General features: G+C 33.0%; 18 protein-coding genes. 4 read left to right on the top strand and 14 right to left on the bottom strand.

Annotated elements, in window-relative coordinates:
• Positions 1-66 precede the first annotated feature (66 nt).
• The 3 genes from glsA to B7R65_RS14320 form a co-directional block, all read right to left on the bottom strand.
• Positions 67-1,023 (bottom strand): glutaminase A, encoded by a 957-nt coding sequence (glsA, locus tag B7R65_RS14330; protein ID WP_373419587.1) that lies wholly within the window; start codon positions 1,021-1,023, stop codon positions 67-69.
• 80 nt (positions 1,024-1,103) lie between these two features.
• Complete coding sequence (locus B7R65_RS14325; protein WP_088043479.1) at positions 1,104-2,636, bottom strand: DEAD/DEAH box helicase; 1,533 nt, start codon at positions 2,634-2,636, stop codon at positions 1,104-1,106.
• A 489-nt stretch (positions 2,637-3,125) separates the two neighbouring features.
• Positions 3,126-4,664 (bottom strand): N-acetylmuramoyl-L-alanine amidase family protein, encoded by a 1,539-nt coding sequence (locus B7R65_RS14320; RefSeq protein ID WP_088043478.1) that lies wholly within the window; start codon positions 4,662-4,664, stop codon positions 3,126-3,128.
• A gap of 320 nt (positions 4,665-4,984) precedes the next feature.
• Between B7R65_RS14320 and B7R65_RS14315 the strand changes: the two genes are divergently transcribed.
• Positions 4,985-5,347, top strand: coding sequence for a VOC family protein (locus tag B7R65_RS14315; RefSeq protein WP_088043477.1), 363 nt, complete (start codon positions 4,985-4,987; stop codon positions 5,345-5,347).
• A 158-nt stretch (positions 5,348-5,505) separates the two neighbouring features.
• On the opposite strand, the gene B7R65_RS14310 is transcribed toward B7R65_RS14315, so the two are convergent.
• The 3 genes from B7R65_RS14310 to B7R65_RS14300 form a co-directional block, all read right to left on the bottom strand.
• Positions 5,506-6,933: an MBOAT family O-acyltransferase gene (locus tag B7R65_RS14310; RefSeq protein ID WP_088043476.1), complete on the bottom strand. Its 1,428-nt coding sequence runs from the start codon at positions 6,931-6,933 to the stop codon at positions 5,506-5,508.
• Positions 6,934-6,964: 31 nt separating this feature from the next.
• Positions 6,965-8,173, bottom strand: coding sequence for a DHHW family protein (locus B7R65_RS14305; RefSeq protein ID WP_088043475.1), 1,209 nt, complete (start codon positions 8,171-8,173; stop codon positions 6,965-6,967).
• Between the two features lie 481 nt (positions 8,174-8,654).
• On the bottom strand, positions 8,655-9,584 hold the full coding sequence (locus B7R65_RS14300; protein ID WP_088043474.1) for a DMT family transporter: 930 nt from the start codon (positions 9,582-9,584) through the stop codon (positions 8,655-8,657).
• Positions 9,585-9,724: 140 nt separating this feature from the next.
• On the opposite strand from B7R65_RS14300, the gene pdxR reads away from it, so the two are divergent.
• Entirely contained in the window at positions 9,725-11,158 is a 1,434-nt protein-coding gene (gene pdxR, locus B7R65_RS14295) for a MocR-like pyridoxine biosynthesis transcription factor PdxR (protein ID WP_088043473.1), read from the top strand.
• A 192-nt stretch (positions 11,159-11,350) separates the two neighbouring features.
• On the top strand, positions 11,351-12,223 hold the full coding sequence (locus B7R65_RS14290; RefSeq protein ID WP_088043472.1) for an AraC family transcriptional regulator: 873 nt from the start codon (positions 11,351-11,353) through the stop codon (positions 12,221-12,223).
• Positions 12,224-12,348: 125 nt separating this feature from the next.
• Here B7R65_RS14290 and B7R65_RS14285 read toward each other — a convergent pair whose 3' ends face one another.
• The 3 genes from B7R65_RS14285 to B7R65_RS14275 form a co-directional block, all read right to left on the bottom strand.
• The gene (locus B7R65_RS14285; protein ID WP_088043471.1) at positions 12,349-13,194 is read right to left on the bottom strand and encodes a pentapeptide repeat-containing protein; all 846 of its coding nucleotides are present in this window, start codon (positions 13,192-13,194) and stop codon (positions 12,349-12,351) included.
• A 201-nt stretch (positions 13,195-13,395) separates the two neighbouring features.
• On the bottom strand, positions 13,396-15,435 hold the full coding sequence (locus B7R65_RS14280) for a SpoIID/LytB domain-containing protein (protein ID WP_088043470.1): 2,040 nt from the start codon (positions 15,433-15,435) through the stop codon (positions 13,396-13,398).
• 464 nt (positions 15,436-15,899) lie between these two features.
• Positions 15,900-16,937: a DUF3048 domain-containing protein gene (locus B7R65_RS14275; RefSeq protein WP_088043469.1), complete on the bottom strand. Its 1,038-nt coding sequence runs from the start codon at positions 16,935-16,937 to the stop codon at positions 15,900-15,902.
• 226 nt (positions 16,938-17,163) lie between these two features.
• On the opposite strand from B7R65_RS14275, the gene B7R65_RS14270 reads away from it, so the two are divergent.
• Positions 17,164-17,382 carry a hypothetical protein gene (locus tag B7R65_RS14270; RefSeq protein ID WP_088043468.1) on the top strand — a complete coding sequence of 73 codons (219 nt, stop codon included), beginning with the start codon at positions 17,164-17,166 and terminating at the stop codon, positions 17,380-17,382.
• A gap of 93 nt (positions 17,383-17,475) precedes the next feature.
• On the opposite strand, the gene B7R65_RS14265 is transcribed toward B7R65_RS14270, so the two are convergent.
• The 5 genes from B7R65_RS14265 to B7R65_RS14245 all read right to left on the bottom strand — a co-directional run bounded on the left by B7R65_RS14265 (position 17,476) and on the right by B7R65_RS14245 (position 25,254).
• Positions 17,476-19,698, bottom strand: a complete 2,223-nt coding sequence (locus B7R65_RS14265; RefSeq protein ID WP_088043467.1) for a heparinase II/III family protein — start codon at positions 19,696-19,698, stop codon at positions 17,476-17,478.
• A gap of 341 nt (positions 19,699-20,039) precedes the next feature.
• Complete coding sequence (locus B7R65_RS14260; protein ID WP_088043466.1) at positions 20,040-21,176, bottom strand: glycerate kinase; 1,137 nt, start codon at positions 21,174-21,176, stop codon at positions 20,040-20,042.
• Positions 21,177-21,188: 12 nt separating this feature from the next.
• Positions 21,189-23,411 (bottom strand): glycoside hydrolase family 65 protein, encoded by a 2,223-nt coding sequence (locus tag B7R65_RS14255; protein ID WP_088043465.1) that lies wholly within the window; start codon positions 23,409-23,411, stop codon positions 21,189-21,191.
• Positions 23,408-24,442, bottom strand: coding sequence for a Gfo/Idh/MocA family protein (locus B7R65_RS14250; RefSeq protein ID WP_088043568.1), 1,035 nt, complete (start codon positions 24,440-24,442; stop codon positions 23,408-23,410). The genes B7R65_RS14255 and B7R65_RS14250 overlap by 4 nt, the downstream gene beginning before the upstream one ends.
• On the bottom strand, positions 24,442-25,254 hold the full coding sequence (locus B7R65_RS14245; RefSeq protein ID WP_088043464.1) for a sugar phosphate isomerase/epimerase family protein: 813 nt from the start codon (positions 25,252-25,254) through the stop codon (positions 24,442-24,444). Before B7R65_RS14245 ends, B7R65_RS14250 begins: the two co-directional genes overlap by 1 nt.
• Positions 25,255-25,345 lie beyond the last annotated feature (91 nt).

Raw genomic sequence — 25,345 nt, 5'->3', positions numbered from 1 at the left:
CAACAACAAATTTTTAGAAAAAAGCGGAAAATAAAATCCTCATCTGCAATTGATGAGGATTTTAAGTTAAAAGATACTTAAATTATATCGTTGTGCTAAGAGTTCTAATAATTTTATACCAGCTATACTATTTCCTTTATCGTCAAGTGAAGGTCCGTATACGCCAATTCCAAATCGACGTGGAACAGCTCCCATTACACCTCCGGATACACCGCTTTTAGCTGGAATCCCGACCTTTATCGCAAACTCACCTGACGCATTATACATTCCACATGTTACCATAAATGTATTACAAATTTTTGCAACTTTTTCAGGGATGATTTGCACTTTTGAGATTGGGTCCCATCCATCTAGAGAAAAGATTAGACCAATTCTTGCCATTTCAACACAGTTTATCTCGATCGCACATTGTCTCGTATACAAATCTAATATTAATTCGACATCCTCAGTAATAATTCCATGTTCTTTCATGAAGTAACAGAGTGAACGATTTAAATGTGCTGTTTCATATTCTGATATAGCTACTTCCTTCGAATATGACAGTGCAGAATTACCAGTTAATTCTTTCATAAAGTCTAATAAGCGATTGAATCGATTATTAATACTGTGACCTTTAATCATACTTGTCACCGCTAGAGCTCCTGCATTAATCATTGGATTTAACGGTTTACCAGCAGAACGCACTTCTAGTTTGGCAATTGAATTAAACGGATCACCTGTTGGTTCCATCCCAACTCTTTCAAAAACATAGTCTTCTCCACGATCGATCAATACCAATGCTAAAGTAATCACTTTAGAAATACTTTGCAATGTAAAGCGAGTTTTTGTACTACCTGCTTCAAAATGTCGTCCATCCGGTAAAAAAACTGCTAGTGACAAATCCTTTTTATTCGCTTTCGCAAGTGCTGGAATATAATTAGCTACTTTTCCATATTGAATGAATTCCTTTGCCTCTTCAATAAGGTCAAGTAACTCCTCCATTTTTTGTACTTCCTTTTCTTCACGAAACTTATGTTCAGTCATTTTAATCACCTAAATTCGTATTTAATAATCATTTTATTATATCAACAGATGTAATTTGTCAAAGTGATAAAAACACCTAGTTATCTAGGTGTTCGTTTAGTATTAGCTGTTTTATTTCTCGAATTTCTTTGATCTTTTTGTGGACCTCTCCAATCCTTATTTGGACCCGTTTTAGAAAAGGTTTGTCTTTTAGATGATTCATTTCGATTCCTTTGTTTAGAATCCCCTGAACTTGGTCTATTTTTATCAGCGTATTGACTTCTTTGCTCTTGATGAGATTCTCTCTGTGATCTTGGACCATTACTAGTTTTCAAATCACGATTTGGTCGATCTGAACGCAGTATTGAGCCTCTTGAATCTCTTGAATCCCTTGAAACCCCTGTATCTCTTGATTCTCTTGAACCTCTTGAATCCCTTGAATCCCTAGTACCTTTTGAGTCTCTTGAATCTCTTGAATCTCTTGAGTCCTTTGAATCTCTATCTCTTGATTCCCTTGAATCTTCCTTTTCAACTAAATTAATACGTTTAATGGTAAGATTAAGTTCTTTTTCAATCATTCTCATTTCTTGGAAATCCTTTGATGTAACGAAGGTAATTGCAATACCTGTTTCTCCAGCACGACCCGTTCTACCGATACGGTGAACATAACTTTCAGTATCTTGAGGTATATCATAGTTAAATACGTGCGTAACTCCTTCAACATCAATTCCTCTAGCAGCAACATCAGTTGCAACAAGGTATTGGATTTTCGCTTCTCTAAATAGCTTCATAACTTTTTCGCGTTTACCTTGTGTTAAATCTCCGTGAAGTTCTTCTGATAATAAACCTTTCCCTTTTAATTGCTCATTTAACTTATTCGCTCTTCTCTTCGTTCGACAGAAAATGATTGCAAGATATGGCTGGGTTTCTTTAAATTGATTTAACAATGCATTTAATTTTCCACGATCTGTTGTTTCAATTACAACTTGCTCGATTTCATCTAAAGTAATTCGCTTAGCTTTTATTCGAATAATCTCCGGTTTTTTCATGTAACGTTTAGCGAGTGACTGAATTTGTTCAGGCATTGTAGCTGAAAATAATAATGTTTGTCTTGATTGTGGTGTTTGATTAATAATATCCTCCACTTCATGAAGGAATCCGATGTGTAGCATTTGATCTGCTTCATCAAGTACTAGAAAATCTATTTTCTCTAGATTAATAGTGCCTCTTCGCAAATGATCTAATAGCCTACCAGGTGTTGCGATTATTAAATGTGCGCCGCCTTTTAGCTTACGAGCTTGTTGATCTACGTCTTGACCACCATAAACAGCCAATACCCCAAAATCCTCACTCACAATCCTTCTTGCTTCAGCCGTTATTTGAATTGCTAGTTCCCTTGTTGGTGCTACAATCAACGCCTGTGTATGCGGTAATTCTAAATTTATTTTTTCAAGGATTGGAAATAAGAATGCAAATGTTTTACCAGTTCCCGTTTGTGCTTGTCCAATTAAGTCTTTACCTTCGAAAACAATCGGAATGGCTTTTTCTTGTATTGGAGTAGGTTCGTTAATACCTAATTCAGTTAAATACTCAGTTAATTCTTCACTTAAACCTAATTTCGTAAACTTATTCATTTAGTCGTTACCTAACTTTCTAATTTATTACATCTATTAATAACAATTCATAAAACAATCGATCAATTTTTTAAACAGCCTTTTCATTTTATCATATCGCTTCTAAAACTACTTAAAAAATCTTATATTACATTATTATCTAAAATTAAATTATTAATTACCTTTTTTCAGTAATTACATATTAATATTCAATTTATGTGTATTGGATTTCCACGCCAGGATGCTCGTTTTCCGTGGCGCGTTCGATGAGCATCCTTGGGTCCACACGATGTGGATCATGCATACGTTCAACAAGACGTCGTGGTATTAGCATGCCCACCTCTTTGTCAACTTCAGGATCTTACCAGTTCCGTTGCCCCCACGTAGTTTCGGATCTTCCGCTCCAATCATTTCTATATCTACAGATTGCTTTAACAAAACCTAAAAAATACAATCTTTTAGTAAAGAAACTAAAAAAACTCGTTCTTATAATAAGAACGAGTTTTGAAGTTAATTAATATAGTATGAATCTACTTGATAACCTTGATTTTTTAAGTAATCTAGTATTCCAAGATAAATGCCTTTTGCTGCTTCTTGTTGCCATGAAGAACTATTCAGCTTTACATTATCCTTTGAATTATCAATAAATCCTAGTTCTGTTAGGATAGATGCCATCGAAGATTCACGAATTACATGGAAGTTTCCACTTTTCGTTCCGCGGTCTTTTAACTTAAGCTTTTCAACTAATCGCTTTTGTACAAAACCTGCAAGTAATTTACTATCTTGCAACTTAGTCGGACTAACAGCACTTGTACTTACGATGGACATCGAGCTTGGTGCTGCTAGAGCAGCTGCTGTACTCATGCCTTCTGCAGATTCTGAGCTGCTAGACATAGCTGATTTTGCGCTAGTTTGTGAAGTTCCGTAATAATAAGTTTCTGTTCCATCACCAGTATGAGAAGGAGTTGAATTAATATGAATACTAATAAAAGCATCCGCTTTTTTTGATTCAGTGAAATCTACACGTTGCGTTAATGTTGGATACACATCAGTTTCACGAGTATAGTAAGATTTAATTGGTAGTTTTGCTAAGTAACCTTTTAAATACTGAGATACCTTTAAAACGATTAAGCTTTCTTTTAAAGTAACTCCACTGCTTGTTTTAAAAGAAGTTCCTGGATCGCTTCCACCATGCCCTGGATCAATTACAAGTGTAAAATCCCCAAGCTCTGCAACTTCTTTATCAACCAACTGGATATACGTTTTACTTACCCAGCCATTTGTTGTACCAGAAGTGATCTGGTACCATCCATTGTTTTCACCGGTTACTGAAACAATTGTTCCACTTGTTAAAGCTTTAATTGTATCGTATGAAGTTCCTGGACCTTTTCTTACATTTAATGATGCTGCTGTAACCTTACCATACGTATCCTTCATTGGAATTGTAGGAGTTGTAGGAGTTGTCGTACCTCCGTCAGTAGGTGGAGGTGTGGTAGGGCTTGACGCTACTTTAATATAGTTCGCCATTACCCAACCATAGCCCTTACTTGTCTTAATTTTGTACCAAAGATCTTTTTTTTCAACGATTGATACTTTTCCACCCTTACTAAGGGTAACAAAAACTGTACTCGAATTTACTGGTTCCAGTCTTACATTTAATTTCGTCGCTGTAATTGTACCAGTATCGATAACTGGAAGAGTTTGCGAAGCTGTTTCATTCACATATTTCGCCATTACCCATCCATAACCTTTGCTTGTCTTAATTTTGTACCAAGGACCATACTTTTGTACAATTGAGACTTTCGCGCCCTTACTTAAGGTCACAAATATTTTACTCGTATTTACAGGTGTAGTTCTAACATTTATTTTTATAGATGTTACTGTTCCTGTAGACAAGACGGGTAATGTGGTCGAAGGATTGATTTGACCTACTTGATTGGTTGCTGCCAAACTTCTGTTCATCTGATTAGATGAAATAAATAGACTACTAGTCGTAAGTGATAGAATCATTACAAATTTCGATAGTTTTCTTCCTAATGTTTTGTTCATTACTAAACCCCTTACTCTTGAGATCTCTATACAATTATAGCACTTATAATGTTACAATTAAGTAACAAATAGCCTATTAACCTACTATTTTAACGAAAAATTATTATTCAAAATAAGTAATTCATTACTATGTTTAGAAAATCACAATTCTTACCAAATAAGACAAATGTCACAAAATATCAACTAAAATCAGCATTTACCGATTAAAATGCGTTATGAATTTTGTGCTAAATAAATTTAAAGTATAATAGTAAAAAGTAAAATTATTATTCTTTTCAGGAATTAACTACTATTTAGCATTGGTTAAAGGAGAGAACGCGATGAATGGAATTTTGGATATTGTTCTATTTTGTGCTGATACAAACTTGTCAAAGGAATGGTATGAGAAAGTTGGATTTGAATTTTTGCGCGGGCACGATCATATGTATTGGTATAAAGTTGGGCATGGCGAGTTAATGCTTCATCCAAGTGATGAAAAAAATTCAAATGCAGATGCTGTTTTTCAATTTGTTGTGGATGATATTTCATCGCTTTTTAAAAAGATTATAGATAAGGAACTGACACCATTAGATTTTTCAGATGGTATTCAAGTTTTAGAAGAACCTACCTTAAGACCGTGGGGATATAAAGAATTTTGCTTACGTGACCCCGATGGTTATATCTGGGCTTTCGTTGAGAAGTAATTTTAGCGTTTTGTTGTAAACTTTATTACTTTTAATACTTGAGAATTCAAAAAATTGTTGATATATATAAAACCCTCAATGTAATCAACTAAGAAGATTACATTGGGGGTTTTAATTATCTAAAGCTTTATAATTTATAACTCTTATGCGAGAATCGCTTAAAATTTAAAATAAATAAATGGATTAAATGTACTTGCGACAACGTACGATAGTGACACTAGTAATAGTAGGCAGTACCATCCAGCTTCTCCAAGTTGAAAACCAAAGTAGGTTATTTTACTTTTTGAAATTAGATAGTCACTTACTTTATGAGCAACAATTTTACCAATTGGAGTAGCAGCTAGAACAGCTAAGATGAATAAGATCCCATATTCAGACACATAGAAATTATTTGAAGTTTCCCATAGTCCCGTTCCATTTATTCCAAACATCGTTTTTATATAAGCGAAAGCATACGGGAATGTAGCCGAACGGAAAAATACCCATCCGATTACGACAATAATTAAAGCATATAAATGTTGAATAACTCTTGGTAATGCTGCGATTATCTTACCGAAGCCTCCACGCTCTAATGCTATCCAAAAACCATAATATAATCCCCAAGCAATAAATGTCCAACTAGCACCATGCCATATTCCTGTTGCTAACCATACAATAAATAGATTTCTGTAAGTTTCTAAATTTGATCCTCTATTTCCGCCTAGTGGGATATATAAATAATCTCTAAACCACGTTCCTAATGAAATGTGCCATCTTCTCCAAAACTCTGCTACAGAACGAGAAATATACGGATAATTAAAGTTTTCTAAGAAATGGAAACCAAACATTTTCCCTAAACCAATCGCCATATCTGAGTAACCTGCAAAATCAAAGAAAATTTGTAATGAGTAGGAAAGAATCCCAATCCAAGCCATGCCCGTTGTCATTTGATCTGGAGATTGAGCGAAAATTTGATCCGCGATTAATCCGAAATTATTTGCTAAAAGCATCTTTTTAGCTAATCCAATAATGAAGCGTTTAATTCCATAAAAAATTAATTCTAAACTTTCTGTACGCTTATTTAATTCATTTGCAACCGTTTGATAACGAACGATTGGTCCTGCAACTAACTGAGGGAACATTGTAATATAAAGTGCTAAATTTAAAGGATTCTTTTGTACTTTTCTTTCTCCTCGATAAACATCTATTACATAACTGAGCGCATGGAAAGTAAAAAATGAAATACCTATAGGTAATGGTATAACTGGAACATTTAGCGATAATCCAGTTAAACTTTCTATATTGTCAGCGATAAAATTGGTATATTTAAAAATTCCTAGAATGAATAGATTGCATGAAACCATCGCAATCATAATCCATTTTATCTTAGACTTTTTCTCCCTATTTTTATCAACTGCTAGTCCAAAGAGATAGTTCATTACGATTGAGAAAATCATTAACCATACATAAGTCGGTTCTCCCCATGCGTAAAAAAACAAACTAGCTATCAGCAACCATAAGTTCTTAATCGAACGAGGAATAATAAAGTATACTAAAAGTACAATTGGTAAAAACCAAAACATAAAAACTGTCGAACTAAAAACCATTCCCTTTTAATCCTTTCCAAAACAGAATCATCTATTGTAAGTACTCTGTAATATTTTTTTCTACCGCTGTCGTATTCGTTACAAAGATTACAACATCAGGCTTCTCAGATTTAATAAATTGAACTGCTGAACTATTTTTAAATCTCGAATCTACTCCGAAATATCGTGTATCAATTACATCTACTTCTTTAAAATGTTTTGTTAATAACGGAATAATAGGTTTAGCATATGAATCTTTAATAACTACTGCTTTCTTTTGAGAGATCGGTTTCGAATTTTTGTAACGAATCAATGCCTGATTTAACCCAAAGAATACATATCGATCTGTATACGGATTAAACTCTGTCAACTTCTCAGGAAAAAATACTGGATCATCACATTTATTGTCTTTATCAATACACGCTTTTACAGTTGTAGAGATAATATCATTTGTCGGAACGATCATTTTATCCGAATCTGTCACAAAAGATAATGTTGTAGAACGTGCATATGAACCGTTAAAATCTAGACCCTTCTTTTGAAAATTATAAGTTTTCTTTGGAATAGGTTGTCCTATCTCTGGAATCTCTTTGTTTACTTCTGAAATGATTTTTTGATACCCAATAAACGCACCATTCATATTCCAATGATGATCTGTTTTAAAATAAATATTTTCTTTCGGCTGTTTACGAAGCTCCTTATCAATATCAATTAAGTGAAGCGCGGGAACTGTCTTTAAACCTGTTTTTAATGCTTTGACGCTTTCTTTTCCATAGCTTGGAAGATATGTAGGTAATTCTGTTTCAAAGAATACAGACTTATGCGGAATAATACTATAAAACACCGGTATACCTGCATTTGTAACTTCTTTTGTAAAACCTTTTAATTCATTAATTAAAGTAGTAGGATTTTGTTTATAATTTTGTTGTATGATAAATCCACTATTTGAACGATAATATTTTTTCGGGCCAATTTCGGCAATTTTTTGATCAATCACTTTATATTTAAAGGTTCCATTTATCTCTAGCATTTTATTTCTTAAAGGATATTGATCACTGTGATAAGTTTCATATTTTTTAAAATACTCGCCACTCTTAAATTCATCCGCTGTCAGCACTGGTTTAGTTGCTAAACTTCTATTTTCGATTACCGATACTTTTCGATCTGGTAAGACCATTGTTAAAAATAAACTTCCAAATAGTATCCCAAAAAAGAATAACGAAATTATTATATTACTAAAATTCACTTTAGAATTCTTCATTATTGTTGCTTTACCTTTTGTTTATTTTTTATCACTAGCAAATCTAGTTCGTAAAGCAGCACCCCTCCTATTTTCTTAACTAGAGTTACTATTTAACAATTAAAGAATTTTTTATTAACTGAAATATTAATGTTTCATCTATAACTCATTTATTTTATAAGAGCACAGTAATTCAGTAAAGTATATTATGTGCATAAAAAGAAATTTTCATTTAAATAGTAATTTTTAGTTTCATTTTAAAGCTTTTTTCAAACCACGGTGCAATCGTACCTATGCAGTCTCACCTGTTCCGCCACCCTATCGGGAGCCTCGCATCTTACACTCCAACTAATCTCTTTCATATCAGTTTGATTTAACTAACCTTTTTATAAAGGAATAATCTTTTAGTAATGCGCCTAGTTTAATAAGTATTATTACTATATGAATACATAAAAAAAAGGAATCTAGTTGATAGATTTCCCTTTTTTTATATAGTTAACTACTATTCCGATAATTTTATTTCTTTCTTTAGAAGACTCCCTTGCTTTCTATAGCTATTAAATGTCGACCAGTTAGCTATGAATACGCCAGTTAATATAAGAATTCCTCCAAAGGCCATAATAGCCTTTATTGGTTCATCTAATACAAAATAGCCTAGTACACTTGCGATTAAAGGTGAAACGTATAACCATGTTGATGGGAATACAGGATTTGTTTTAGATATTAACCAACTATAAAGTCCATGTCCTCCAATTGATCCAATAAATACTAAATATAATATTGGCCACTGTGCATCCCAAGTAGTTAAACTACTTAAATTTGGTTTTTCAACTAAAAGTGAAAATAATAAAAGTAAGATTCCTCCATATAACATTTGAACTGCATTTATTAGGAAAGGCGATACTTTTTCATAATCGGTTAATATTTCTTTCGAATTGATGGATCCAATGGCATAAAATATTTCACTTATTAAAACAGCAATACATGCTATGATCCATAAATTTGATACGTGCTGGCTCATACCGGGTAAACAAACGCAAATAACACCTGTAAATGCCATTATAAGGGCAATTAACTGCTTCCGTTCGATTCTTTTTTGCTTACGACTTAATTGGATTAATACAATCATCATCGGCCCTGTAGCTGATAAAACTGCAGCCAAGCCCGAAGTAATGTACTGTTCTGCCCAGTATAATGATGAAAATGTCATAAACGTTAGGCAAAACCCCATAAACATAAGTCTTTTTGAGAATATAAATGATCTGATTTTCTTCCCTTTAAGAAGAAAAAATAAAATAACGATTATTCCTGCGATTGTAAATCGAATTCCAGCTGAAAATAACGGAGATACTCCAGATTCAATTCCAAATTTAATTGCAAGAAATGTCGTTCCAAAAATAATACAAACAAAAATATAATTAATAATGACCATTTCATCACCCCTTTGATAAACGTATTATATTAAATACAGTGTATAACAGTACAATTGCGTGTATAACAGTTAGATTTTTTTTATTGACTATTTACCTATTATTTTCTAACGTATAATCAAAAACTAATAAGGCGGATTAAATGAAAATTCATATCCATAAGAAATCCATAGTCCCTTTTTATTTACAAATATGTAATCAAATTGTTCAACGGATTCATAGTGGTTTACTAAATCATAATGAGAAATTACCTTCTTTGCGGCTACTAGCGGAAGAATTAGCAATCAGCGTATTAACAATTAGAAAGGCTTATAAATGGCTAGAAGTAAATGGATATGCCACTGTAATACAAGGTAAGGGGGTATTCATTAATAAAAAGGTATCCAAAGTCGTACCAATTGAACAAAGCTCTAGTTGGCAACAATCTTTAGGTATCAATGTAGTTCGCTCACAATACTTAATGAATAGAGAACCTGTAAAATATGATTTTTCAAAAGCAGTAGTTTATCCGCGCCTTCTCCCAAATAAATTTTTGGCAGAAGAAATGCAAAAATTATTAAATAAAGATGCTTCTATTCTTACCACTTATGGACCTGTTCAAGGGGATAGAGAATTACGCATTGAAATCTCAAAGCATTTATTAGAGTTTCAACAGATTAAATCAGATGCAGACAATCTATTAATAACGAGCGGAGTTCAACAAGGAATTGATCTAGTAGCTCAGGCAGTATTAAAACCAGGTGATTCTATCATTGTTGAAAGCCCATGTTATGGAGGAGCACTTGATATTTTTATAAATAAAGGGATTCATATCATTCCAGTTGAGATGGACTTTGAAGGAATTCGCTCGGATTTAATTGAAGAAGTTTGTCAAAAGTACAATCCAAAATTACTTTATGTCAATCCTTCCTTTCAAAACCCTACTGGTATCTCAATGAGCAATGATCGAAAAATGGAACTAATTGAATTAGCAAAACAAAATAACTTCTTTATTTTAGAAGATGATTCCTTTAGTGATATTTACTTTGATAAGGCAATAAATCAAGTACCAATTAAATATTATGATAAAACAGATCATGTTATTTATATTAAAGGATTTAGTAAAACACTGGCACCAGGAATTCGAATTGCTGCTATGCTAGCTAACGGTCCAGTATTTGAATGGTTACACGCTGTAAAAGCTTCGATGGATGTGGGTAGCCCCCTACTAACTCAAAAAGCAATACTACCTTTTTTGCGTACTGACCGAATGAGAAGCCATGTTGAAAAGCTACGAATTGCATTACAACTCCGACGGGATACAAGTGTTAACATTCTTTCAAATCTTACAAATAAGCTTACATTCCACATTCCTGAAGGGGGATTTAATTTATGGCTAACTGTTCATGAAACTCAGCTTGATATTTTTGAGTTATTAGAAAAGGCTAATAAAGAGGATATTGCCTTCTTACCGGGAATTGCTTGCTATAATAAGGAAACAAGTGCCCAATCATTTCGAATTAGTTACTCTTTAGTAAGTGAAAATGATTTATCAATTGGCTTAGAAAAGCTTTGCAAAATAATTAATTCATTTTAACGAAATACTGTTTTCGTAAACTCTGTTGCTATTAAGAACCTTTTAAAAACACCAATCTTTTAGGAAAGAGGTTACGAAAAGAGGACCAGTAATGGTCCTCTTCTTGTTAAATAAATCCTACATAAATTGATATGAAATTGTCGGACTCATACTTTCAATAACTGATATTCTACTGATAAAGGAGGTCAGGAAGTGGATTTGCTTAAGAACATGAACGATGCGTTAAAGTATATAGAAAATAACCTCACAAACGAGGTTGATCTTAAAGAAGTAGCACGGATAGCTTGTTGTTCTGAACATCATTTTAATCGAATGTTTTCTTATCTTTCAGGGATTACACTTTCGGAATATATTCGCCGAAGACGGCTTTCATTAGCTGCATTTGACCTTAAAAACAACAGTATTAAGGTCATAGATACTGCAGTTAAGTACGGTTATAACTCACCTGATTCATTTTCAAGAGCATTTCATGCTTTACATGGTATAACACCGTCTGAAGCGAGGGGTAATGGGCAAACGCTTAAAGTTTATCCACAGATGACCTTCCAGTTATCAATTAAAGGAGGTTGTGAAATGAACTATCGTATTGAAGAAAAAGAGTCGTTTTGCATAGTTGGCATTCAAAAAAGAGTTCCTATTATTTTTAATGGAGTTAACCCTGAAATTGCTTCTATGTGGAAAAGTTTAGACGAAGAAATAATTAAACAACTAAAATTACTCTCGAATGTAGAGCCCGTCGGAATAATTAGTGCTTCCACTAACTTTTCAGAAAATCGAATGGAGGAAAAAGGTGAGCTTGACCACTATATAGGTGTAGCAACATCAAAAGAATGCCCAAAAAATCTGAAGAAACTTGAAGTTCCAGCATCGACATGGGCTGTATTCGAAGCAATTGGCCCATTTCCTGAAACATTACAAAATGTGTGGGGACGTATTTACTCCGAATGGTTTCCCTCTTCAAACTATGAACAAATAAAAGGTCCAGAGATTTTATGGAATGAAAGTAAAGATATAACCTCAACTACATTTAAAAGTGAAATTTGGATTCCTATTCAGAAAAAATAAGAGCAGAAGTATTCTTTTATAATCGAAGAACTTTTTTTACAGCTCTTTTTTTGAAATAACACAGGAAACATAAAAAAGCGATTTTCAATTATTTGAAAATCGCTTTTAGTTATTAACTGAAAATACTACCAATGTGCTGGGGCAGTTAAAGTTGAAGGTAATTTTGTTTGGTCATCACCCTTCGCTGAATTAATCTGCGCTTGTGTAAGAAATATGCTCCCAGTTAGATCTGCTCCACTTAAATCAGCATCCCTAAAATCAACACCAATAAGGTCGGCCATTCTTAGATCAGCTTTTCTTAAATCAGCTGCTATTAAATATGCTCCTCGTAAGTTTGCCCCTCGTAGGTCAGCACCTTTTAGATTAGCCCCCATCAGATCTATTCCACGTCCAATCTTTTGACGTTTTTTCGAATTCCCCACATATTGACGAGCTTCATTCCTAACAAGTTCACTTGTACGTAGTAGTAATATGTTAACCTCTGTTCGATGTGTCTGAACGTCTAACTCAAGTATGGATTCTGGATTAAGTAGTGTAAGTTTTTCTGTTTTATCAAGCATTTCTCTAAGGTCTTTATGAATTATACTTGCTTCCTTTAGGCTCAGTGCTTCGGTTAAATACCAAAGCATTTCATGAAGTTGTTTCATAATTGGAAACACATCAAACATTTGATTGGCTAAATCTGAAGAATTACGCCAATCGTTTTCATTGAAAGTAATATTTGATACTTTTTGTCCAGCTCCGAAGCAATCAAATACTGTACAACCTTTAAAACCTAGTTCTCTAAGATTAGTATGTACCCCACATTTGAAATCTGAATTTAGGTTATGACAAGGTTTTCCTGCATCTTTATCAACAGCGAAGTCCACAGATTCTGTAAATGGCAAAGCGACACAGCATAGTCCAAAACAGTTCTCACAGTCAGCTTTAAGGCTACTAATTTGTTCTATTGTATCTTGATTTTTAACCATTTCCTGCACTCCTTCCTATTGTTTATATTATCTATTAATCTATACAAAAAAATGATGGTCCCTATTAGATCAATAATTTACGATTTTTATCGTAACACTGAATAATTACTCAGTCAATTTTTCCTGAATGGATTCATTTCAACTCACCTATTCAAAAAAGATGGACCAAACAGAATGCCTCTGCTTGATCCATCTTTTTCTTTACTTAACAACAGTAATCGCTTTTGTTGCACTTGTATTTCCTTTTGAATCAATCGCGTTTACCGAAATTTTAGTTCCTACTTTTTGCTTAGGAATTGCTAACTTATAAGTTCCAGTGCTGTACACTTTAGCTTTATATAGTTTCGTACCAATCTTTACTTGAATTGTTAAATACTTTTCAGCTGTTCCTTGTACTAAAGTAGAAGCTGAATAAACCGCATTTAATGTCGGCATATTTGGTCCAACACGAACGACATTTACTGAAGTAACTGAACTTATGTTACCTGAACTATCTTTTGCTGTAACCGAAATTAGTGTTCCTGCTTTTTGAACAGGTATTACTATTTTAAAGCTTCCAGTTGAATATGCTTTAGTCGTATATGTCTTAGTACCAATTTTCACTGTAACAGTAGAATATGCTTCACTTTTTCCAGTCACGTAGGCAGCATTATTGTTTACATTATTAATCACAGGTTTGACTGGAGCCATTTTATCAAGTACCTTGATGACAGTTGGATCACTTTCAAATCCTTCAAAGCTCGCAGTTATAGTTAAATTTGTACCAGCCTTTTGTATTGGAATGTTTAAGACAAATACTCCCTTTGAATCTGTTTTTGCATTGGCTAAAACTTTCCCATTTGCAACTAATGTAATCATTGTGTCTGGTTCAGATTTACCAGTTAACTGTTTATCTACATTACTAACACTATTTACTTTAGGTGTGTAGATTTTATATCCTGTACGAGGTTGTTTTGTACTATATTGTGCAGAAAGTGTTGTACCAGGATAATAGAATGAGACGATATCTTGATAATTTTTATCTGACTCGCCCATTTTTTTAGCACCATATTGACTCAACCCTACTCCATGCCCATCACCTTTACCTTTCAGTGAAATGGAAGTAGTCGTTGCATTAGTATTAGTAACTAAATAACTTTGAATCTTTCTTAGTCCAATAGCAGCTCGAATTTTAGATGAAGCTACTTCAGTTAAGTTTAAATGCTGCACTTTTAAACTTCCATCTGCCTCTAACTCACCTTTAACAATAAAATCAACAGTTAGATTCCCTTTTGACATTCTTCCACCTGAAGTAGGCGTCGTTAAATCCAACTTATTAATTTTTACTATTTTAATATCTTTAGCGGAATAACCATTTGATTTCATCCATGTTTTAATATTACTACTAATCTCTTGATCCACTTCGTTCGTAGAAGTCCACCATGAATCGGCATTTTTTAAATCTAATTTTGTCAAATCAATTTGCGTTTTATGAAGTGTTACATTCCATTCTTTAGCAATATCATATGGATCATTTTTAATTGGTAAATAAGGTAATGCAGTGCTTCCCCATGCGTTAGCATTTGACTCCGTTTTCCCGCCATTACTAGCAGAAAAAACAGCATCAATTAATTGATTATTGTATTTTAGTACTCGACTAAACGTATCATCTACAGCTTTAGTGCTATTTGTATTCCAAGTATAACCACCATAAACTTGATAACTAATCGTATCGTCGATCGTTTTATTTGTATTAGCATATCTCATTGCATAAGTTCTAGCCGAGATTGTTTGTGCTTTTAATGCTTCAATATTCCAAGAAGCAGGCATTTCGTTTGGAACTACACCTTTAAGATAGTCTTCTATTGGTAGAGTATTAATCGGGCGCACGTAATTATTTTCATTTTTAAATGAAACATTCCCTAAATAACTTCTACCATTAATCATTAATGGAACATTGTAATTAAAAGGAACTAGATCAATACTTGGATAAGTTCCTAGTAGAACATCACCTAGATAAAGTGAAACACTACTCGCAGCAACTTTAATTTTATACTCTGTATTGGCTTGTAACTTTATGCTTGAATTTTTTACTGCATAAACTTCTGCTGATTTAACAGTTACTTCGCTCTTATTACCTAAGTAATTTACTAATTTGACTGAAATTAGTGGTTCTATCCCTTCAGCATTTACCTGGGATTTTAGCGGGAACTGAGAAAAAATAATTGCTAAAATTAGTGAAAAAGTAAATAATTTCTTCAACTTTTACATCGCCTCTTCCTATTCAATTAATCTATGTATCTACTATATTTCATTATTGTAGCATACGAATATAGTCGACTAATGAATATTAATAGGATTGAAATGTAATTTTAATGTATATTTAAAAACATTAACCTTTTAGATATTAAGATAGATGACCCTGTTAAAAAAAATGTTGATTCCTTTACAGGATGCTCCCTTTCTATGGGACGTGAGCTGATCCAACTTGGCCACCACGATGTGGGTTATGCATGTGTTACGACAGGACGTCGTGGTATTAGCATGCCTACCTTTTTAGACCACTGTAGGTTCTCACCCTTCTCGCTACTCCTATAGGAGTCTCACAACTTCCACTCTAATCAGATCTATTTATCCACTTCAAATCGTTTAATATCAACAATAAACATTAACAGAGCGAAATAAAAAAAGCAGACCGATAAGTAATCGACCTGCTTTTATGCACATTATTTAATTGTTACCTTACTTAATTCTGGTACGAAATTTATCCACGTTTGGCCTGGTTCGAGGTCAATTTCTGTTCCATCAAGATTAAACGGAATTATACGACCATTTACATTTTTCCATTCTATATCTTTCATTCTGCCATCGACTAAATAATAACCTTTTCCTCCACTTTTTAAGTCAACTGATCGACGGCCATAATCATCGATAATTTTATGCGTGGATTGAACGATTAAAATATTTTTAATTTGCAGCTGTTTACCATTTAAAGCATCTTTCGCTACAACTCCATTTTGAAAACGTTGAAAATGTTTATTTGCTTCAGAATATTTGTACGTCACATTATTATCTGCATTATAGGAGTATTTAATAAACGCATCACTTATTTGTTTCCATGAATTATCAAAGCTCGGTGCTTCCTGTGTAAATGCTAATGGTGTGACTTTTTCAGTAAAGGAATAGTTTCTTTTTTCTACCCCTTTTTCAATTCCCTCTTTTAAAATATATGAATTATGTGGAGCTCGTCTAGTCTTATCTCTTTTAAATAAGGTTCCATCATAAATTAATCCATTTAATGAATCAATCAATCCAGCATCCATCATTTGCTTTGCCTTAGGGCTATTACCGTGACAAATAAATAAAGCATGATAACCATTTGCTAAATCAATGTAATAGTCTCGGGCACTTCGAACAGGGCCTATTTTTTCTGGTATATTGCTTTGAAAAATTGCTAAAAATCTCGTAATATCTCCTTCAGCTAAAATCTCATAAACGATGTCAGCATGATAAAGACCGCTTTGAGGCCTTGCTAAATGAAAGTTGTTAACCATAACAGCTACAGGTCTTTGTTCACTAACCTGACTTACTGGTAGTCCATTTAACGGTGCAAAAATTGTATCGATTTCTTCTTTTTCGACTACTTGTTCTTTTTTCGGTTCTTGACTCACTTCATTTTTAGTTGTTTTAACAGTTCGATCATCATGTTTACATCCAACTAATAGTAGGCTTAATGCAATGACTGATAAGATTTTCTTTTGCATGGATTTCCTCACAATACTTAGCTTATTTTATTAAATTGTATTAAAAATAACAGTAAATAGAAAGTTGTTTATGAGAATTTTTATAAAAATTAAAATATTTATCTAATCTTAAAATTAGACTTTTTATGATTTTTTCTCGTAAATAGAAACAAAAAATTAATGTTCTTATTTTTATTGAACTTAAATATTGTATAAAGATAAAAATGAATAGAGGAGTTGACTTCTTATGATCGTAGTTCATTTTATTAATAAAAACACTGAACTATTAAACCAACTGCTCGATCGTGCCCCATCCGAAGGTGAAAATGTAGTAATAAAAGGGCGAAAAGGTACAGTATTAAGTGTTATTCCTATAAATGATAAACATGTTAACGTACTCGTCGAACTAGAAGTAATAAAAAAACCGCAATTTTTAGCAAATGATCCTAAAAAGAAAAGAAGATAATATTCTCAAAATTAAGTGGGTATCGCACCCACTCTTTTTTTTGAATTTATCTCCTTTACTAATATCTCTTAATTTATTATGACTATACTTTTTTTATAAAACTTTTACTGAATTAAATTTACTCATATTTCCTGATTTATCTTTTGCATATACGAAAACTGTTAACCCCTTTTTGGGAGTTGCAATCTTGATTTTGTATTTCCCATATTTATCAGAAGTAGTCGTATAAGTTCTACTTCCGATTTTAATAGTAACAATTACGTTTTTCTCTGTTTTACCGCTTATTATAGTTGTCTTTGGTGTAACCTTATCAATTGAAGGAATAACAGGTGCTGTTTCATCTTTTACAGTTACAGTAGTCGAAGCTTTATATTGACCATTTTTACTTGTAGAAACAACTGTTAAATTAGTACCTGCAAGTTGTAAAGGCAAATCAATTGAGAAATCCCCTGATTCACTCGCGATCCCACTTGCTACCATCGTTGCACCGGAAAATACATTTATTTGTGCTCCACCTTGTGTAAATCCATTTAGTTTAATATCCAAGTCAGTTACTGTATTTACAAATGGCGTAGTAAGTGGCTTAGTCACTGTGTATGTCGCACCATCAGACATGCTTATATTAAACTGATCTTCATATAATGAAAATTGTGAAACAGTTATTGGAGTTGTACTAATACTCGTAAAATATTGAATGTTTTTTCCACTAGATTGAAAATCTAATTGTTTTATCGGATAAATACTATTAAATAATGTTGATGCATATCCTCGAATCGGTGCTTTTTGTCCAAAATATTCTATTAAAGAAGATGGATTATGTTGTTTCAATGTTACTGAGTTGTTAAGCTGGATTGTACTTTGATCTATTGTCTGAGTTGGAATATTTTGTCCAATATTAAACACTTGATCAGTCCTATGAAGTTTTTCCGATAGGATTTCATCTTGAATTAATGTTGCTTTATTAGCTTTTAAATAAACCATTGTACGATACACTCGAACACCATTATAAAGTGTATGCTCACCCGTTAAAATTACACTTTCAGGGTTTTCAATAAAATTAGTCATCTTAGATTTACCTATATTACTTGATAATATTGGATAAGATTTCCCATCGACTGTAACGACATTATGTGCAAATGTTGTTCTCAAATATTTTTGATAGGAATCTTTTGTATCGTAATTATATTTACCACTATCAATGAAAATTTCTTTACCACTTTGAGATAGAATAAATGATAAATCATCAGCATGTTTGTGAGTCGTACTAAAATTACTAGCGTTAAATAATAATGAAGAAGACTTACTTCCCCAAGCATCACGAATAACAACTACTGAGTTAGAAACATTACTTACTAATGATGGTTGCTTACCTGATTTTCCTTTTGTAAGTACATATTCGAATTCAGGATCCAAGACTGAGTATGAAGTTGTTTTTGGTAACTTAGTATAATCAGAATCTCCTAATCTAGGAATAGTAAAATCAGATAATACTAACTTTGAGAATGCATTTTGTTCTTTTAATAAAAATTGTGTTAATTCTTGATCTTGAGCAATACTGTTCATATCTTGTACTAGATTTAATACCACTAAAAAATATTGAGGAGAGTGTTCTTTGTGTAGGCCTTCTGGCGTAAAATCTCTCTTAATATGTAACTTAGTGCGATATACTGCATTTTTCTTCCATTGAGCACTTGTTGTTTCTTCCGGGAAATAAGAAGCTAATTCGAATAATGAACGATCTTGAAAATAACCATAGTTTGTACGTGTATTGTAGTATTTTGAGCTATTTAAAAAAGTTCCATGTTTTCTCATTACTGTTTTCAAATATTGCTTATTTTTATACGTGACAATTGGTGAACTAGCATAATAATGATAAAAATATAATAGATTACTAGTTCGATTAGCGAGCGCATGTGCATTGTATGTATAAGAGTCTGTTGGTCTAGCTGGATTTCCGTTAGCCTTCCAAAACGATTGAATTAAGCTAAGTCCATACGATAAATATTTTGTATCTTTTGTTGCTTCGTAGGCATTTGTTAAATAACTTAATGTATCAAGACTTTGATAATATAAACGCCATGTTGTATTTCTATATGGATCCTCTTTCCAAGTTATAGATTTTTTTAATTTATAAAATGGATATTTAGGAGAAACAAATAGTTCACCTTTAATAATGCGGTCTGCGTTAAGTACAGTATCTTTTGTTATCCCACTTCTCTTTGTTAGATAGATTTCTTTATTTACAGCAGCATATGAATGAATTGAGGTAGAAATAAAGATTGTTAAAACCAAAAATGCTAAGTATACTTTTTTCATAAATCCTCCAAGATAATTAATCAATTAATCTACTAATTATACAGGATAAATGAAATAATCTTTTTTATTTTAAAATTCAAAATATTAAAAAACTAATTATTTTACTACACCAATATTCCAGCCAAAACCTTATAAATCCTTGTCTTATAGCAGTTTATTACACATAATTACTTTTTAAAAATAATAATATTTTATTAAATTTTGACTATAAAATTCTAATTTAAATTCTTTCAAAAGCTCTTTTTGATTTAATTTCAAATTTAAATTTTAACAGTTTCTCATAAAAAAATAGTAAAAACATTATGTTAAATCTAATGTTTTTACTATTTTTCAAATGATTATTATGAACCTATGTTACCTTTTAGTAATACGGCAATATTTCTAGCAGTACGCTCAATATTTTCAAACGCATTGTTCATTATTTCTTCGATGGGTAAGATTGCAGGTATCGTTGGAAAAATTGCATCGATTCCATGCTTGTAAAGTTCTTCACTACCGTTACCGATACTTCCACATATTGCAATAACTTTTGCAGTAGGCGGAGCGCATGAAGCTGCTCCAACAGGTGCTTTACCAAAGGCCGTCTGTCCGTCCATTCTACCTTCTCCGACAATAACAAGATCAGCATCTTTACAAATTTCTTTTACTTTTAATTGTTCAAGTACAAGTTCGATACCTTTTTTAATCGAAGCGTTAGCAAATAACATTAGCCCCGCTCCCATACCACCACCTGCACCGCTACCCGGAATTTGTGAGACCTCTTTTCCAATAACATGTCCCGCTATACGAAAGAAGTTCCCCATCGCAATATCCATTTCTGGTAACTGGCTTTTTGTTAATCCTTTTTGAGGACCAAAGATAAATGTTGCACCATTTTCACCAGTTAATGGGTTTACAACATCGGCTGCAATTGTAATTTTTACATCATTAAGTTTTAAACTTCGATTGGTATCAGACATTGAAGATACCTTAAATAATGCCTGGCCATTTCCACTAAGCTTATTTCCTAATTTGTCATAAAATTCATATCCTAATGCAGAAGCCATTCCTATACCGCCATCATTCGTTGAACTACCACCAACACCTATTATTAACTCAGATACTCCGCGATTAATCGCATATAAGATTAACTCTCCAACACCATATGATGTCGTGTGCAGAGGATTTCGTTTCTCTAATGGTACAAGATGTAGACCACATGCCTCAGCCATTTCAATAAATGCAGTTTTTTCATCGATTGAGAAAGCAATTTTAGCCATAACTGGTTCATTTAGTGGTCCAGTAACTGAAACACTTTCAACTATTCCACCATTAGAAGCAATTAAAGCTTGTACTGTACCTTCTCCTCCATCTGCTAAAGGTAACAAATGATATTCTGCTTTTGGAAAAACTGAAGCAAAGCCTTTATGAATCGCACTAGCTACTTGTGCTGCATCTAGACTTTCTTTAAAGGAATCGGGTAATATTACGACTTTCATGTATTCCTCCCCTTAAAGAGATGTTTTTATTTTATCGTTTAATTCAAAAACTTCTCCATTAATTTCTAACGATACCGGTGGACCATATTGCTTAGTAACAGTAATAGATCTTTTACTAATTATTATTTCTAACTTTGCACCTTGCCAAGAGAAAGGAAAAATAAGTTTATCCCAATTATCTGGTAATTTCGGACTAATCTTTAAACGATTTATATCCATCGTGACATTTGCAAATCCAAAAATTGTTGCCAGCCAATTTGCACCAAGTGATGCCGCATGAAGTCCTTCATCAGATGATTTTGGATTTGGACCTAAGTCAATTAAGCAAGCTTCTTGGAAAAATTTATACGCTTGTTCTTTATCTCCACATCTCGCTGCAACAATTGAATGAATCGCTTTACTTAGCGAAGAATCATGGATTGTATGCTCTTCATAATATTTTATATTCTGTTTTACAACTTCAGGCTCGAATAAATTTGGAAAAAGATATAAAAGCATGACAACATCCGCTTGTTTTAAGATTTGCATCTCATTCACTTCTTGTCGTGAGTAATCTAACAGGATGGCTTGACTACCTTGATTTTCTTTATACATTGTTAAATCAATTTCTGGTTTAGTTAAGAAAGTATCATCTTGCGGAATAATATTCTCATCATTCGGCTGAGGCAAGTATAAACGATTTAAAAAGTCACTACATTTCTGTATTAAGTCTTCATCATTATCATTAAACTTTTCCATATAATCCATAGCGTGTTGAACATTATAATAAGCCATATAATTTGTATATGCATTATTATCTATATGCTCCGTATATTCGTCAGGTCCAATCACATCTTTTATTGATAAGACATTGTTTTCGTCTGATGTACGACTTATCCAAAAACGAGCTGTTTCTTTTAGTAATTCGAGTCCTTCATTTGCCATAAATCCTTCATCGAAAGTACTTTGATAATATTGGACAACAGCGTAAGCAATATCAGCAACGATATGATGTTCTGCCAATGCTGAGGCTACTTTTTGACGTTTTCCTGTTAAAATATTAATCGCTGCAAACTCTGGTGTTTCTTCATTTCCAGTAAAAGCACTTTCCCAAGGAAACATTGCCCCTTGATAGCCGTTTTTTTCAGCTTTTTCTTTCGCTTCCTTTATATGCAAATAACGATATTTCAATAATTTTTTAGCATTTTCTGGATCTGTAAATAAGTGGAAAGGAGCGATGAAAATTTCTGTATCCCAGAAAACATGACCTTTATACCCTTCTCCAGTAAGTCCTTTCGCTCCAACACTAAATCTCTCATCATGTGAAGGTGTCATTACTTCAATATGATAAAGTGAAAAATCAAGCGCTTTTTGATCCATGACATCTTTAGATGACAGAAATACTCGTTTTTGTTTCCAAAAATCCTGCCATTTTATAGCTGTACTATCCATTAAATTTTTGTACCCTTCAGATAAGAACTTTTGAACAGTATTTACGCTTGCTGCTGCCGGATCTTCACGTATCATATCATTGGAAGTATAAATTGAACTTATTTTTTCAATTGTAAACGGTTGTTCGACGACCAGATCCTGTTTGATTGTTGCCATCAACTGACGATTTTTAGCTGCAAATGAAATTTCACAGCCATGTGGAACAATACATGATGTGGATAAAGCTATTGTATGGTCGCTTTCTGTCGTACGATATAAAGCGTGCATTACCCTTTTGTCTATTACTCGAACATTTTCTTCGAGAAGATGTTGCTTTCCAAAATTTGAGCATTGCCCATCAATTCCTGTAACTATTTTAATGGATGCATTTCGATCCAAAGATGTAACAGTCACTTTAGAAGCTAATAAATGTAAATCATCTTTTGAAACAAATCGCTGAAATACTAGATTGAAACGTTCTTCATTTTTGTTTTTCCAAACGATTTCTCTTTTCAACTCACCAGTAAGCATATTTAATGTACGATCATAGTAAAGAATTTCACCTGTTAAAGCTGAAAATATTTCACCATCTATTTCGATTTTCATGCCAATTACGTCCGGTAAGTTAACAAGTTCAGTAGCTTCATTAGGGGTGAATTTATTATATATACCTGCTATATACATTCCTCTCGTTTGTTCAGCATAGTGCTCTTCGTGGCTAGCACGTAGCCCTAAGTATCCATTCCCTAATGCCATTAAGCTTGCATATTTATTTATCAATTGTAAATCAAATTGTTTTTCTTGAATCTCGTGTACTTCGTTCATAACGATATACTCTCACCTTTTTCAGCTGATTTGTAAATTGCTTCGATAAGTTGCTGGATAGCAAATCCTTGCTTGCCATCAGCTAACATGACATCCTTACCTAAACATCGATCTACAAAAGCAGCCATACTTTTTGAATGACGGTCTGGATCTGCTGTTTCTCTTTTTAATAAAGTAACAAGCTCTCCTTTTTCGTCAGTATAAATTTCTGCCGGAAACATTGTCGCGCCAGCCTGATCTCCACAAAACTCTACATTCATTTCTGATTTTTCCTTAATATTTAAAGCAAAAGACGTTTCAAGCTGTAGCAAACTACCATTTTCCAGCTCGATATGCGAAAATAACGAATCTTCCACTTCAAATTTTGTTGGATCCCATTTACCAAACGAACCTTCATTTTTATTATTACCAATTTTTTGGAACATTTTTGCCGTTACTTTTTTTACTTTTGGGTAGTCCAGTATATAGAGGGCCGCATCTAGCATATGGATTCCTAAGTCAATTAATGGGCCACCACCCTGAATCTTTTTATTCGTAAAGCTTCCCCAGCCAGGTATTCCATTTCGACGTAAAGCCTTCACTTTTACAAAATAAATATCTCCAAGTACACCTTGATCAACTTTTTCTTTTAGAATAGTTACATCGTCAGCGTAACGATGATGAAAATCGTAAGCAAGTACACGTCCTTTTTCAATCGCCTTTTCATGCATCTTTCTTGCATCTTCAGCTAATATCGCTGGAGGTTTTTCACAAAAAACATCACAATTATTTTCTAAAGCTTGCATTACATTTTCAAAATGGAATAAATTAGGTGTGCAAATACTAACAATGTCTGGTTTCTCTACCTCATACATTTCAGCTGCATCAGTATAATAGTTGGGAATATTATTGCGTTCAGCAAACAACTTTAACGTCTCTTCATTTACACCAACAACAGCTACAATTTCTAACTCTTCTCTTGTTTTGTAATATGCAACGTGTACATTTTCAGCAATTTGTCCCCCGCCAATAATAGCAACCTTCTTTTTGATCACAATGCTGCCCCTTTTTCACATAAAGCTTCTTTTATATGATGTAAAGCTTTTAAATATTCATCTTCTAAGTCAGTTCCACGAACACGACATTCAAACGTTAAATAGCCTTCGTATCCATCTTCTTTTAATTGATCAAAGTATTTTTTAAAATCTAGTGTGCCGCTTCCAGGTTGAAAACGATGATTGTCTGCAATATGAATGTGCTTTACTAAGTCGCTATTCTCATGAAGAGCTTCTGATATTCCATCTTCTTCAATATTCATATGATAAAAATCTGCAATGATTTTTACATTTTCAAACTGATTATCTTCTATATATTTACGAGCATCAGCTAGAGTATTAATCATATGATCTTGATATCTATTTAGTGGTTCTAAGAAAATAGTAGTTCCCGTTTCACCAGCTACTTTATCTAAAAACCTTAATGACTCAGTCACTGCTTTTCTGTCACCTTCTATACTTCTAGGTGAAGACATTGGTGGTAATCGGAAAGTAAACATACCCCACGCTGCTGGTACGACAATTCCTTTTCCTCCAACTTCCTTTAAAGCTTTTAATATCTTTTCAATATCTGCTAAACCATTTAATCGACGTTCTTCAATAAAATCACCAATCCATCCACTATATCCACCGCAAGCAGTATTAACTGGTAACCCGGTTTCAGCAATCGCTTCTTTTATTTCATCTAAATGATCCACTAAAAACTTACCATCGATTTCAAAACCTTCAAATCCAGCTTTCTTTAAATAATGAAATTTCTCTTTAATATCTTCTGGGAAAAAAGCCTGATTTTGTGTTCCAATTTTCATTGATTTTCACTCCTACACGAAGGGGAGTGAATTAACACTCCCTCATTTTTTCTAACATATAAAGATAATTCTAGTTAATAAATTCATTTTT

This window comes from Bacillus sp. EAC, from assembly GCF_002156875.1.
GTDB lineage: Bacteria > Bacillota > Bacilli > Bacillales > Bacillaceae_G > Gottfriedia.
This window is presented reverse-complemented; position numbering and strand designations above follow the sequence as displayed.

Coding starts and splice junctions, on each gene's coding strand:
- glsA (WP_373419587.1), bottom strand. CDS start 1,023: ATGACTGAACATAAGTTTCGTGAAGAAAAGGAAGTACAAAAAATGGAG.
- B7R65_RS14325 (WP_088043479.1), bottom strand. CDS start 2,636: ATGAATAAGTTTACGAAATTAGGTTTAAGTGAAGAATTAACTGAGTAT.
- B7R65_RS14320 (WP_088043478.1), bottom strand. CDS start 4,664: ATGAACAAAACATTAGGAAGAAAACTATCGAAATTTGTAATGATTCTA.
- B7R65_RS14315 (WP_088043477.1), top strand. CDS start 4,985: ATGAATGGAATTTTGGATATTGTTCTATTTTGTGCTGATACAAACTTG.
- B7R65_RS14310 (WP_088043476.1), bottom strand. CDS start 6,933: ATGGTTTTTAGTTCGACAGTTTTTATGTTTTGGTTTTTACCAATTGTA.
- B7R65_RS14305 (WP_088043475.1), bottom strand. CDS start 8,173: ATGAAGAATTCTAAAGTGAATTTTAGTAATATAATAATTTCGTTATTC.
- B7R65_RS14300 (WP_088043474.1), bottom strand. CDS start 9,584: ATGGTCATTATTAATTATATTTTTGTTTGTATTATTTTTGGAACGACA.
- pdxR (WP_088043473.1), top strand. CDS start 9,725: ATGAAAATTCATATCCATAAGAAATCCATAGTCCCTTTTTATTTACAA.
- B7R65_RS14285 (WP_088043471.1), bottom strand. CDS start 13,194: ATGGTTAAAAATCAAGATACAATAGAACAAATTAGTAGCCTTAAAGCT.
- B7R65_RS14275 (WP_088043469.1), bottom strand. CDS start 16,937: ATGCAAAAGAAAATCTTATCAGTCATTGCATTAAGCCTACTATTAGTT.
- B7R65_RS14270 (WP_088043468.1), top strand. CDS start 17,164: ATGATCGTAGTTCATTTTATTAATAAAAACACTGAACTATTAAACCAA.
- B7R65_RS14265 (WP_088043467.1), bottom strand. CDS start 19,698: ATGAAAAAAGTATACTTAGCATTTTTGGTTTTAACAATCTTTATTTCT.
- B7R65_RS14260 (WP_088043466.1), bottom strand. CDS start 21,176: ATGAAAGTCGTAATATTACCCGATTCCTTTAAAGAAAGTCTAGATGCA.
- B7R65_RS14255 (WP_088043465.1), bottom strand. CDS start 23,411: ATGAACGAAGTACACGAGATTCAAGAAAAACAATTTGATTTACAATTG.
- B7R65_RS14245 (WP_088043464.1), bottom strand. CDS start 25,254: ATGAAAATTGGAACACAAAATCAGGCTTTTTTCCCAGAAGATATTAAA.